Origin of the sequence: Arcobacter arenosus (genome assembly GCF_005771535.1) — a bacterium.
GTDB lineage: Bacteria > Campylobacterota > Campylobacteria > Campylobacterales > Arcobacteraceae > Halarcobacter > Halarcobacter arenosus.
Map to the genome: position 1 here is coordinate 540,993 of NZ_VANU01000001.1, position 13,875 is coordinate 554,867.

The 13,875-nt window shown below is 29.6% G+C and carries 12 protein-coding genes; 11 read left to right on the forward strand and 1 reads right to left on the reverse strand.

The annotated features are described in order from the left end of the window. Positions 1–168: 168 nt before the first annotated feature. From FDK22_RS02740 to FDK22_RS02790, 11 genes are all read left to right on the forward strand, one after another. Positions 169–1,989, forward strand: a complete 1,821-nt coding sequence (locus tag FDK22_RS02740; protein ID WP_138151351.1) for a DUF294 nucleotidyltransferase-like domain-containing protein — start codon at positions 169–171, stop codon at positions 1,987–1,989. Beyond that, positions 1,989–2,621, forward strand: coding sequence for a 3'-5' exonuclease (locus FDK22_RS02745; protein ID WP_138151352.1), 633 nt, complete (start codon positions 1,989–1,991; stop codon positions 2,619–2,621). Before FDK22_RS02740 ends, FDK22_RS02745 begins: the two co-directional genes overlap by 1 nt. Positions 2,622–2,823: 202 nt before the next feature. Continuing rightward, the gene (locus FDK22_RS02750) at positions 2,824–3,138 is read left to right on the forward strand and encodes a DUF485 domain-containing protein (RefSeq protein ID WP_138151353.1); all 315 of its coding nucleotides are present in this window, start codon (positions 2,824–2,826) and stop codon (positions 3,136–3,138) included. Beyond that, complete coding sequence (locus FDK22_RS02755) at positions 3,138–4,787, forward strand: cation acetate symporter (protein ID WP_138151354.1); 1,650 nt, start codon at positions 3,138–3,140, stop codon at positions 4,785–4,787. Before FDK22_RS02750 ends, FDK22_RS02755 begins: the two co-directional genes overlap by 1 nt. A 309-nt stretch (positions 4,788–5,096) precedes the next feature. Then, positions 5,097–5,411, forward strand: a complete 315-nt coding sequence (locus FDK22_RS02760; protein WP_138151355.1) for a DUF485 domain-containing protein — start codon at positions 5,097–5,099, stop codon at positions 5,409–5,411. Then, positions 5,411–7,057: a cation acetate symporter gene (locus tag FDK22_RS02765; RefSeq protein WP_138151356.1), complete on the forward strand. Its 1,647-nt coding sequence runs from the start codon at positions 5,411–5,413 to the stop codon at positions 7,055–7,057. The genes FDK22_RS02760 and FDK22_RS02765 overlap by 1 nt, the downstream gene beginning before the upstream one ends. A 129-nt stretch (positions 7,058–7,186) precedes the next feature. Continuing rightward, positions 7,187–9,028 carry a putative nucleotidyltransferase substrate binding domain-containing protein gene (locus FDK22_RS02770; protein WP_138151357.1) on the forward strand — a complete coding sequence of 614 codons (1,842 nt, stop codon included), beginning with the start codon at positions 7,187–7,189 and terminating at the stop codon, positions 9,026–9,028. After that, positions 9,021–9,641, forward strand: a complete 621-nt coding sequence (locus tag FDK22_RS02775; protein ID WP_138151358.1) for a 3'-5' exonuclease — start codon at positions 9,021–9,023, stop codon at positions 9,639–9,641. Before FDK22_RS02770 ends, FDK22_RS02775 begins: the two co-directional genes overlap by 8 nt. A gap of 69 nt (positions 9,642–9,710) precedes the next feature. After that, on the forward strand, positions 9,711–10,898 hold the full coding sequence (locus tag FDK22_RS02780; RefSeq protein ID WP_138151359.1) for an acetate/propionate family kinase: 1,188 nt from the start codon (positions 9,711–9,713) through the stop codon (positions 10,896–10,898). 194 nt (positions 10,899–11,092) lie between these two features. Continuing rightward, entirely contained in the window at positions 11,093–12,085 is a 993-nt protein-coding gene (gene pta, locus FDK22_RS02785) for a phosphate acetyltransferase (protein WP_138151360.1), read from the forward strand. 34 nt (positions 12,086–12,119) lie between these two features. Then, positions 12,120–13,319: an acetate/propionate family kinase gene (locus FDK22_RS02790; RefSeq protein ID WP_138151361.1), complete on the forward strand. Its 1,200-nt coding sequence runs from the start codon at positions 12,120–12,122 to the stop codon at positions 13,317–13,319. A gap of 63 nt (positions 13,320–13,382) precedes the next feature. On the opposite strand, the gene FDK22_RS02795 is transcribed toward FDK22_RS02790, so the two are convergent. Further along, positions 13,383–13,865, reverse strand: coding sequence for a hypothetical protein (locus FDK22_RS02795; RefSeq protein ID WP_138151362.1), 483 nt, complete (start codon positions 13,863–13,865; stop codon positions 13,383–13,385). Positions 13,866–13,875 lie beyond the last annotated feature (10 nt).

The window sequence follows — 13,875 nt, forward strand, 5'->3', positions numbered from 1 at the left end:
AACTAAAAGTCAACCTTCGGGTTGGCTTTTTTTTTATCTAAATTTTTATATAAATATTTTGTTTAAAAAAGGTTTATATATGAATTTATTTAAAGCTTTACTCTCAATTAATACTTTTTTAATATATATTTTCACTATAATTAATTTAATAAATACCAAGGATTATCAATGAGTCTTAGAGACCAAAAAGAGTTTTTATCTCAAATTCATCCATTTGAATTATTAGATGAAAGGCAAATGGACAAATGTATAAAACATATGGATATTGCATATTATCCGAAAGATGAAATTTTAATTACCCCAGAAAGAATCCCTGAACATTTTTTTATTATTATTAAAGGGATAGTTCATGAATATAATGAAAATGAAGAGATTTTAGTTGACTTTCATCAACAAGACTCCTTTGATGCAAACTCATTAATTTATGGGAAAACAAAAAATAATTTTAAAGTATATGAAGATTTAATTTGTTATGAAATTGAAAAAATAGCCTTTTTAGAACTAATAGAAGAAAATGAAGGTTTTAAAAACTTCTTTTTAAATAACCTTGTAAATAAACTACAAACATTAAAAGAGAAGAAATATACTTCTGAATTATCCTCGTTTATGATTGCAAGGGTTGCTGATACAGTATTACATCCACCATGTATTGTTGAAGAAGGTACAAAACTAATTGATGCAATTGAAAAATCAATGGAATTCCATACATCTACAATTATTGTAAAAAAACAAAATGGAGAATTTGGGATTATTACAGATTCACTTTTAAAGGTTAAAGTTTTACTTCAAGGTAGAGATTTAAATATTCATGTTGAAGATATTGCAATTTTCCCTTTACTTGCAGTAAATCAAGATGACTACTTATTTGATGCCTTTTCTCTTTTAATAAAAAAGAATATTAAAAGAGTTGGTGTAGTTGACAATGATTGTCAAATGGTAGGTATTTTAGAACAAATTGATGTTTTATCTCATTTTGCAAATCATACTTATGTAGTTGATTCTAAAATAAAAAATGCAAAAACAATTGAAGAGTTAAAAGAAGCAAGTAGTGAATTTATAAATACAATTAAAACATTAAATGCAAAAGGTGTAAAAGTAAATCATATCTCAAATTTAATTGGTCAATTAAATACAAAAGTTTATAAAAAATTATATAAATTTATTGTTCCAAAAGAGCTTCAAAAAGATGCATGTTTTATTGTAATGGGAAGTGAAGGAAGAAATGAACAGATTATGAAAACGGACCAAGATAATGCCTTAGTTGTAAAAGATGGCGTTGATGTTGAACAATATAGACCCTATATGCAACAGATGACTGAATCTTTAATTGACTTTGGATATCCACCATGTCCGGGCAATATTATGGTTTCAAACCCTTTTTGGTGTAAAACTGTTAGTGAATATAAATCAGAAACTAAAAAATGGATTGAAAACCCAGATATGCAAAACTATATGGATTTAGCAATCTTTTTTGATGCCTTTGCTGTTGCAGGGGATAAAGAACTTTTAATTAATCTAAAAGATGATTTGTTTAATAAACTTCATGATAAAGATGTTTTTATGGCATATTTTGCAAAGGCAACGTTAACCTTTGACACACCAAGTACAGTTGCTAACTTTATGACAAAATCACATAATATTGATATCAAAAAAACTGGTGTTTTCCCTGTTGTACAAGGTATTAGAAGTTTAGCTTTAAGGGAAAGAATTAGAGAAACAAGAACTACAAATAGAATAAGAATATTAGAACAAAAAAAGATTTTAGAATCCCAAATGGCTAATGAATTACTTGAAGCTTTTGATGTATTAAACACTCTAAGACTAAAAGCTCATTTACAAAAAGCTCAAGATAATGTAAAAATCAATAACGAAGTAGATACCCATAAGCTTGGTAAAATTGAAAGGGATTTATTGAAAGATAGTTTTAAAATTGTTAATGATTTTAAAAAATTTATTACGTATACATTTAAAATAGATAAGATTTCATAATGTTAAAAAAATTAATGAATAAATGGCGTCTTAGAAACCTAAAAGATGAGAGATATCTTTATCTTTTTAATGAGCCCCCTACTGATGAATATGTATGTTTAGATTGTGAAACAACAGGATTAAATCCAAAAAAAGATGAGATTTTATCAATTGGAGCTGTAATAATAAAACAAAACAAAATATTGATGAGACAAACACTTAATATTTTTGTAAAACCATCACAAGAGGTAACAGAAGAATCAATTAAAATCCATCAAATAAGACCAATAGATTTAGAAAATGCAGTTGACCCAGAAGTTGCCATTAGACAACTTTTAGAATTTATTGGAAACAGACCAATAGTTGGTTACTACATAAAATTTGATATAGCAATGATTTCAAAATATACAAAAAAATATATTGGTATATCATTACCAAATCATCAAGTTGAAGTAAGTTCAATGTATTTTAAAACAAGAAAAAGAAGTTCTGACTATGAATTTGTTGATTTGAAATTTGATACGATTATGAAAGAACTTGATATTCCGGAATTAGGAAAACATGATGCCTTAAATGATGCACTTATGACCTCAATGATTTTTCTAAAACTTAGGGATATGTCTCCAGCAAATTCTACCTTCTATACAGGCTAAACATGGGAAAAATAGCATTAACGTAGCATTTTGCCCCTAACTGTTACTTTACGAAAAAATCTATTACATTATTTAATGAATAATTATTCACTTTCACTATAAACAAAACTAATTGCTGTTATAATCACAAATGTTTTCTAGGTGCTACTTTAATGCTATTTTGTATTAAAGTAGGTGAAAATTTATTAAAAGAGGGGCGTATATGAATGACCAATTGGTTGAAAAAATCAAAGCTAATCCTAATTATCAGGAATTAGTAAAAAAAAGAACTGGCTTTGCAGTAAAACTTGGTATTTTTGTACTTGTTATGTTTTATGCATTTATTTTAACTATCGCATTTGAACCTAGTCTTTTAGGTACTAAAACAGGTGATGGTGTTATGACAATTGCTTTTCCAATAGCAGCAGCTATTATTGTAATTAGTTTCCTTACAACACTTATTTATGTTAAAAGAGCAAATGGTGAGTTTGAACAATTAACAGAAAAAGTAAGAAATGATGTAAAGGATGAATTATAATGTTTAGAATTTTAGCACTAATCTCAATTTTTGCAGTTGCTTTATTTGCAGCTGGTGATGCTTCATTTGAAGCAACTAAAAGAGAACTAAATATTCCTGCAATTATTATGTTCTTTATTTTTGTTGGTGGTACATTAGGTATTACTTATTGGGCCGCAAAAAGAACTAAATCTGCTAGTGACTTCTATACTGCAGGTGGAGGAATTTCTGGATTCCAAAATGGTATGGCTATTGCTGGGGATTATATGTCTGCAGCATCATTTTTAGGACTTTCAGGACTTGTATATTTAAAAGGTTATGATGGTTTAGTTTATGCAGTTGGATTTTTAGTTGGATGGCCAGTAATTTTATTCTTAATGGCAGAAAAACTAAGAAACTTAGGTAAATTTACTTTTGCTGACATTGCAGCTTATAGACTTGCTCAAAAAGAGATTAGAACATTAGCGGCACTTGGTTCTTTAGCTGTTGTAACTTTATACCTAATTGCACAAATGGTTGGATCTGGAAAACTTATTCAAGTATTATTTGGTTTAGAATATGAATATGCTGTAATCCTAGTTGGTATTATGATGATTGTTTATGTAACTTTTGGTGGGATGCTTGCAACTACATGGGTTCAAATTATTAAAGCTGTATTACTTCTTTCAGGGGTAACTTTTATGGGATTCATGGTGCTAAGTCATTTTGGATTTAGCTTTGAAGCACTTGCAACAAAAGCTGTTGAAACACATGAATTAGGACAAGATATTATGGCACCTGGTGGGTTTATTTCTGACCCTATTTCTGCAATCTCTTTAGGTCTTGCACTTATGCTTGGTACTGCTGGTTTACCACATGTTCTTATGAGATTCTTTACTGTTGGAAATGCGAAAGAAGCAAGAAAATCAGTTGTTTATGCTACAGGATTTATTGGATACTTCTATTTAGTAATTGCTATCATTGGTTTAGGTGCAATCGTATTCTTAAACTCAGATGCGGGAGCTCAATATTTTGTTGATGGTAAATTATTTGGTGGAAATAATATGGCGGCAATTCACTTATCACATGTTGTTGGTGGGAATGTTTTCTTAGGATTTATTTCAGCAGTTGCCTTTGCTACTATCTTAGCAGTTGTATCTGGTCTTACTCTTGCTGGAGCATCAGCAATTTCACATGACCTATATGCATCAGTTATTAATCCAAATTGTACAGAAGAACAAGAGATTAAGATTTCTAAATATGCCGTAATTGTTATTGGTATTATTGGAGTTATTTTAGGTATTGCCTTTGAACAACAAAATATTGCATTTATGGTTGGTCTAGCTTTTGCTATTGCAGCATCTGCTAACTTCCCAATTCTTTTCTTATCAATTTATTGGAGAGGATTAACAACAAGAGGTGCTTTCATCGGTGGTTTATTAGGTCTTATTACAGCTGTTGTTCTTGTAATAGTAGGACCAATTGTATGGGTTCAAATCTTAGGAAATGAAGAAGCTTTATTCCCTTACAAACACCCTGCACTTTTCTCTGTAACTGTTGCGTTTATTGGTATTTGGTTATTTTCTAAAACTGATAGTTCACAAAGAGCAAAAGATGAAAAGAAAGCTTTTGAAGCTCAAAATATTAGAGCTGAAACTGGATTTGGTGCAGCTGGAGCAGTTGACCATTAAAAATACATTTTGTACAATTATTGTACAACAAAGAGGGTAAAGCTACCCTCTTTGAACAAAAAATGCTCACAAACCCCCATTATTAGGGCTACTTATAACTATTATTACTTGTTACTTTTCTACATATTTTACATATTTTTTACATATTTAGTATAATTTTTGTTCATTACCCTTTTTTTTATGCAATAATACTTTGTCTAATTTGCTATTTCTGTGCTATATAGTCGCAGAAAAATAGCTTGTATTTTGACTTATATCATCAAAGAGCTCTCTTATGGCGTGAAAAGATAAGAGAAAGAAGGGGAAAAGATGAAGGATGAACTAGTTGAAAGGATTGAAAACAATCCTAAGTATCAAGAGCTTGTTTCAAAGAAAAATAGCTTTGGAATTAAGTTAGGTGTTTTTGTACTTGTTATGTTTTATGCATATATTTTAACAATTGCATTTAACAAAGAAATATTAGCTACAAAAATTGGTGAAGGTGTTACAACAATAGCATTTCCTATTGCACTTGCAATCTTAATTATTAGCTTTTTAACAACAGTGATTTATGTTAAAAGAGCAAATGGTGAGTTTGAAGACTTAAATAATGAGATTAAAGAAGATGTAAAGGATCTAATGTAATGAGAATATTAGCACTAATTTTTATTGTTGCACTAAGTGCATTTGCAGCGGGAGATGCTACATTTGAGGCAACAAAAAGAGAACTTAACATTCCTGCTATTGTAATGTTCTTTGCATTTATCGTGTTTACTTTAGGGTTAACTGTTTGGGCAGCAAGAAAAACAAAATCTGCATCTGATTTCTATACTGCAGGTGGAGGAATTACTGGATTCCAAAATGGTTTAGCAATTGCAGGAGATTATATGTCAGCTGCTGCATTCCTTGGTGTTTCAGGTTTAATTTATTTAAAAGGTTATGATGGAGTAATCTATGCTGTTTCTTTCTTAGTTGGATGGCCAATTATTCTTTTCTTTATGGCTGAAAAATTAAGAAACTTAGGTAAATTTACTTTTGCTGATATTGCAGCTTATAGACTTGGTCAAAAAGAGATTAGAACATTAGCTGCATTTGGTACACTTTCTGTTGTAGTTTTATATCTTATTGCACAAATGGTAGGAGCAGGTAAACTGATCCAAGTTTTATTTGGACTTGAATATGAATATGCAGTTATCTTAGTTGGTGTAATGATGATTATTTATGTAACTTTTGGTGGGATGTTAGCAACTACTTGGGTTCAAATTATCAAAGCATGTTTACTATTAACTGGTGTATCTTTTATGGCGATTATGGTTTTATACCACTTTGGATTCTCTTTTGAATCATTAGCTGTTAAAGCTACAGAAAACCACAAAGCTGGTGAATCTATTTTAGCACCTGGTGGATTTATATCTGACCCTATTTCAGCTATCTCACTTGGTATGGCATTAATGTTAGGAACAGCGGGTTTACCTCACGTTCTTATGAGATTTTTTACAGTTGGAAATGCAAAAGAAGCTAGAAAATCTGTTGTTTATGCAACTGGTTTTGTTGGTTACTTTTGGGTTATTATTACAATCGTTGGATTTGGTGCAATTGCATTTTTAAATAGTGCAGAGGGTGCTCAATATTTTACTGATGGTAAATTATTTGGTGGAAATAACATGGCTTCAATTCACTTATCACATATGTTAGGTGGAAATGCATTTTTAGGATTTATTTCTGCAGTTGCATTTGCTACAATTTTAGCAGTTGTTTCAGGTCTTACACTAGCTGGTGCATCAGCTATTTCACATGACCTTTACTCAAATGTAATTAATCCAAATGCTACAGATGAACAAGTTGTAAAAATTTCTAGATATACAGTTGTTGTTGTTGGAATTGTTGGAGTTACACTAGGAATTGCATTTGAACAACAAAATATTGCATATATGGTTGGTCTTGCTTTTGGTATTGCAGCATCTGCAAACTTCCCAATTCTTTTCTTATCAATTTACTGGAGAGGATTAACAACAAGAGGTGCATTCTTAGGTGGATTATCTGGATTATTAACTGCAGTTACACTTGTTGTTATTGGGCCAATTGTTTGGGTACAAATTTTAGGAAATGCAGAAGCATTATTCCCTTATAAACACCCTGCACTTTTCTCTGTAACAGTTGCATTTGTTGCAATTTGGTTCTTCTCTAAAATTGATGCAAGTGAAAGAGGAAAAGCAGAAAAAGAATTATTTAGAGCTCAAAATGTTAGAGCAAATACAGGTATTGGTTCAGCAGGAGCAGTTGAACACTAAACTTAAATTTAGTACTTTTACTAAAAACTTCAAACACTAAAGGGTTTTTAACCCTTTAGTGAAGCTAAAAAATAATAAATTTTTATAATTAATCTGTTAAAATTTATCATCTATATATAAAGAGTTATTATGAGTATACATGAACAAAGTAATTTTATAAAAGGGATACACCCTTTCGAAAATCTAACAAAAACTGAACTTGAAGAGTTTTCTAATAATATAGATATTATATATTTAAAAAAAGGTGAACTTTTACAAAAAGAAAAAGAGGAACCTAAAAATTTATACTTCATTATAAAAGGTTTAGTTCAAGAGCTTTATGAAGATGAAGTTATTTCTATATACTCAAATAAAGAGTTTTTTGATCCCATTTCATTAATTGAAAATTTCTCAAAAAATAGTTTTGTTACTGCACAAGAAACAATTTGTTACTCTTTACCAAGAGATATTTTTATTAAAACCCTTAGAAAAAATAGAGCTTTAGAGAGTTTTTTCTTCCAATCTATTTCACAAAAATTAAATGCAAATATAAATTATGAAAAGAATAAAGAGCTTGCAAATATTATGGTTGCAAAGGTTAAAGATGCAAATGTTCACAGAGCAGTAATTGTTCCCTATGAAACTTCAATTTATGAAGCTGTTAAAACAATAAAAAAAGAAAAGGTTCCAACCCTACTTTTAAGGGATAGTGGTGGACAAATTCATATAGTTACAGATTCAGACTTTAGAGAAAAAGTAATATTAAATAGAATGGACTTTGATGAAATAGTTGGCAAAATTTCAAATTCAGGAATTAAATATGTAAATGAAAATGATTTTTTATTTAATGCCCAACTTATAATGACTCAACATGGATTAAAAAGATTAGTTGTAGTAAATAATAAAGATGAAATTGTTGGAATTATAGACCAAATCTCTTTATCATCGTTTTTTGCTACACATACATTTTCTGTTTCAAATGAAATTGACAAAGCTGAAACTATTGAAGAGTTAAAAAATGCTTCCAAATCATTTATTAAGATTATTAAATCTTTAAATGCAAAAGGTGTAAAAGTAGAATTCATCTCTAAATTAATTAATCAATTAAATAGAAAAATGATGAATAAACTTTTTAAAATCACTGCTCCCGATGAACTAAAAAATAAAGCTTGTTTAGTAGTAATGGGAAGTGAAGGTAGAGGGGAACAGATTTTAAAAACTGACCAAGACAATGCACTTATTATTTCAGATGATTGTACTTTAAGTGATGAAGATATTTTAAAATACACCCATGAATATACTGAATATCTAGTTGATTTTGGTTTTCCTAGATGTGAGGGGAATATTATGGTTTCAAATCCATATTGGTGTAGAAGAGAGAAAGATTTTAAAGACTTAATATATGAATGGATTATGAAACCAAGTGGTGATAACTTTATGAATCTTGCAATTTTTTATGATGCATTAGCTGTAACAGATGACAGAACATTATTGGATAATCTAAAAGAATACCTATTTAAAATAGGCTCTACATCAAAAACATTTTATATGCATTTTGCAAAAATTATTATGGATTTTGATGTGCCATTAGGCTTTTTTGATGGTTTTGTTTTTAACTCAGATGATAAAGAGCATAAAAATGAGATTGATATAAAAAAAGGCGGAATCTTTATAATTGTTCAAAGTATTAGAAGTTTATCTTTAGAGAATAAAATTTTAAGGTCAAGTACACAAAAAAGAATAAAAGAATTAAATAAACTAAATGTTTTAGATGACGAATTTGCATCAGAGCTTAGTCAAGCATTTAACTTTCTTCTAACAATTAAATTAAAATCAAATTTGCAAAAACTTGATAGTGGAGAAAAAATAGATAATTTTATAAATCCTGACAATTTAACAACAATGGAGAAAGATTTATTAAAAGACAGTTTTAAAATCGTAAATAAATTAAAGAAAAAACTAGAAATGCATTATAAGTTGAATTATGTTTAATAAAATCAGAAATCATTTTAATAAAAAAAATTTAAAAGACCTAAAATACCAATGTTTATTTGATAAGCCAATTGAAAATGAATATGTATGTTTTGATTGTGAAACAACAGGATTAAATCCTAAAGAGGATGATATTGTATCTATTGGTGCAGTTTTAATCAAAGACAATACTATAGTTGCTAGTAAAAAATTTGTTAGATTTATTAAACCAAAAACAAAACTTCAAAGTGAAGCTATTAAAGTTCATCACATTAGAGAAATAGACTTGGAAAATGCAGAAGATATAGACAAAGTAATAGAAGATTTCTTAGAATTTATAGGAAATAGAAAACTAGTTGGTTACTATTTAGAATTTGACATTGCAATGATTAATAAATATATTAAACCAAAATTAGGTATCACATTACCAAATAAAGCATATGAAGTTTCAGCTATATATCATGACTATAAAATGGAGATGATTCCTCAAAGTAATATTGACCTGAGATTTGATACGATAATAAATGACTTAAAAATTCCAATTATGGGTAAACATGATGCGTACAATGATGCGACTATGACTGCACTTATGTTCCTTAAACTAAAAAATCAACCAAAAGTTAAAATTAAATAAAAAATTCAAACTAATACTCATTTAGCATTCCTGTGATATAATGATTCCAAATTTTTTAAAAGGTAGAAAATGTTAGTTTTAGTACTTAACTCGGGTAGTTCTTCCCTAAAATATCAACTAATGAATCCACAAACAGCTGAAGTAAAGGCAACTGGACTTTGTGAAAGAATTGGTATAGATGGAAAAATAGTTCATATAGCAAATGGTCATAAAACAAAAACCGATCATAATATGCCATCACATAAAGAAGCAATTTTAAATGTAATAAATATTTTAACTCATGGTGATGATAAAGTAATAAACTCAATAGATGATATTCAGGCAATTGGACATAGAGTTGTTCATGGTGGAGAGTTTTTTGACAAATCTGTAATTGTAGATGAAGATGTTATTGCAAAACTTGAATCAATTATTCCATTAGCACCATTACATAATCCTGCAAATATTATGGGTATGAAAATAACAAGAGAATTAATGCCAACAAAACCTAATGTTGCTGTTTTTGATACTGCATTTCACCAAACAATGCCAGCATCTTCTTTTATGTATGCAATACCATATGAAGATTATAAAGATTTTGGAATAAGAAAATATGGTTTTCATGGTACATCACATTATTATGTTTCAAATGAAGCACAAAAACTATTAAATAAAGAAGAATCTAAAATCATAGTTTGTCATTTAGGAAACGGTTCATCTGTTTGTGCCCTTAAAGATGGTAAATCAGTTGAAACATCTATGGGACTTACTCCCCTTGAAGGTTTAATAATGGGTACAAGATCAGGTGATTTAGACCCTACCGTTGTAACTTTCTTAATGGAAAAGAAAGGGATGACTGGAGATGAAGTTAATAACTATCTAAATAAAAAATCAGGACTTCTTGGAGTATCTGGAATTAGTTCAGATTTAAGAGAAGTTATTGAAGAAGCTGAAGAAGGTAATGAAAGAGCTATTATTACAATTGAAATGATGACAAATAGAATTAAAAAATATATTGCATCATATTCAGCAATTCTAGGTGGTGTTGATGCAATTTGTTTTACAGCAGGTATTGGAGAAAATGCAAACTTAGTTAGAGAAAAAGTTTGCGAAAATCTTGAATTTATGGGAATAAAACTTGATGATGAAAAAAATGCAATTAGATCAGGGGAAGCTAGAGAGATAAACAGTGATGACTCAAAAGTTAAAATTTATGTAATCCCAACTAATGAAGAATATGTAATTGCACATGATACTTATGAGTTAGTAAAAGGTTAAGCCTTTTACTAAACTCAATTCTAATCTAACTAACAAAACTATCCAAAACTTATACCAGTCACACAAATATGTACAATATTGATACACACTAGGCTTTTTTGAACAATTTTTTTTACAAAATGCTACACTAATGCTATGTTTTTGCTATGTTTGAATAATATAATTTTATGATTTTTACAAAAAAGGAAGCTTGAATGGGTTTAATTGAGAGTATAAAAGAGAATGCAAGGAAAGAGCTTAAAACAATAGTTCTTCCAGAATCTGAGGATGAAAGAGTATTAAAAGCTGCTCAAATTGTTCTAGAGGAAAAAACTGCAAATGTTATTTTGATTGGGAATGAAGATACAATCAAAAGTGATGCTGCTTCGTGCGGTGCAAACATTGAGGGTGCTACTATTATAGACCCAAAATCTTTTGATAAAATTGATGCTTATATTGATGAATTAGTTGAGCTTAGAAAGAAAAAAGGTCTTTCAAGGGAAGAAGCTACTGAAATCATGACTACAGAACCAAGATTTTTTGGTTGTATGATGGTAAGACTTGGAGATGCTGATGGTTTAGTTGCTGGTTCAAATTCACCAACTGCAGATGTTTTAAGAGCTGCAATTCAAGTAATTAAAACAGCACCTGGTATTAACACAGTGTCATCTACATTTATCATGGAAACAGCCGATGGGAAATTTGGTGACAATGGTTTAATTTTATTTGCTGACTGTGCAGTAAATCCTGAGCCAAATGCTGAACAATTAGCTGATATTGCAAGTGCTACTGCAGCAACTGCAAAATCTGTTGTTGGATTAGAGCCTAAAGTTGCTATGTTATCATTTTCAACTATGGGAAGTGCAAAACATCCATTAGTAGATAAAGTACAATATGCTTGTGAAATTTTAGAAGATAGAGAAGTTGATTTTGCATATGATGGGGAGATGCAAGCTGATGCTGCTATCGTTGAAGCTATTGGAGCTAAAAAAGCACCAAATTCTTCAGTTGCGGGAAAAGCAAATGTACTAGTATTCCCTGATTTACAATCGGGAAATATTGGGTATAAATTAGTTCAAAGATTTGCTGGAGCTGCTGCTCATGGACCAATTGTACAAGGATTAAATAAACCTGTAAATGACCTATCAAGAGGTTGTTCGGTTGAAGATATTTCAAATTTAGTTGCTATTACTGCAACACAATGTTAATTAAAAAAACTAATTTAAAAGAGGGAAAAGACATATGTTAGTATTTATTTTAAACGCGGGAAGTTCATCATTAAAATATCAATTAATGAATCCAATTAATAAAGAAGTTTTAGCAGTAGGTATTTGTGAAAGAATTGGTATTGATGGTATATTAAAACATGAGTTTGGTGATGATCAAAAAATTAAAATTGAAACTGATTTACCAACTCATAAAGAAGCTATTGAATTAGTTTTAAAAACTTTAACTGAGGGTGAAGGTAAAGTTATTGACTCAATTGATGATATTGAAGCAATTGGACATAGAGCAGTACACGGGGGAGAAGAGTTTGCTGGTTCTGTAATGGTTAGTGATGCTGTAATTAATAAAATGAAAGAACTAATTCCATTAGCTCCTTTACATAACCCAGCAAATATCATGGGAATGGAAATTTGTCAAGATTTAATGCCAGGTAAACCAAATGTAGCTGTATTTGATACTGCATTTCACCAAACTATGCCTGATTATGCTTATATGTATCCACTACCATATGAACAATACACTAAAAATGGTGTAAGAAAATATGGTTTCCATGGTACATCACACTACTTCGTATCAAACGAAGCAGCAAAAATGTTAGATAAAAAACACAATACAAGAATTATCGTATGTCACTTAGGAAATGGTTCATCTGTTTCTGCTGTATTTGATGGAAAATGTATTGATACATCTATGGGTCTTACTCCAGTTCAAGGTCTTATGATGGGAACAAGATCTGGAGATATTGGTGCTGGAGCTATTCAATATATGATGGAAACAGAAGGTTGGAATATCAAAGAGATGCTTGATGTATTAAACAAAAAATCTGGTATTGTTGGTATTTCTGGTAAATCTTCAGACTTAAGAGAAGTTCTTGAAGGTGCAGAATCTGGTGATGACAGATGTAGATTAGCAGTTGATATGATTGCTTATATCATCAAAAAATATGTTGGTTCTTTTGCAGCTGCACTTGATGGTGTTGATGCATTATGTTTTACAGGTGGAATTGGTGAAAATGCTGCCTTAATTAGAGAAAAAGTTTGTGCTGGTTTAGATTATATGGGATTAAATATCGATCCAGTTAAAAATAATAAAAGATCTGGTGAACCTAGAGATATCTCAACAAATGGTTCAAGAGGTAGAATTTTTGTTATTCCTACAAATGAGGAATATGTTATTGCAAACGACACATATAAAATTGTTAAGGGTCTTGAGTAGAAATTACTCAATATCTAATCTAGGGGAAGACAAAGGGCAAGGAGAGAAAACCTTGCCCTTTTTTTATATAATTTTTAAAGCTGATTGTTTTAATTCTTTAGCAGTTTCATTACTAATTAATTTTTTCCAATAATCGATTCTACTTTTTAATTCTTCAGAAAAAAATACTTGCATACTTAAAGTAAAAAATTGGTCATTGATGATTTTTTCATAAAACACATCATAAATATTCTCTTTTTTATTTAACTCATCATACTTTAATGTAAAATCTTTTAAAGCATGAATCATTGCATTTATTTTCATATTATCTTCAAAAATAGAATCAAAATCGTCTTCTTTTTTAAATGTATTGATAACTTCAATCATAGTATTCAATACATTTTCTGGATCAATATCTAAATTTAAATCCACAATTTTTTCTTTTTCAAAACCACTTTTTTCTATTATTTCACCAAGAGTAATTTGATAATACAATTGATATGCGGCCATTATATTAATTAAGTTTTCACGTTTAAACTTATTTGCAATTATGTCTTGTTTTCTCATATACAATTAG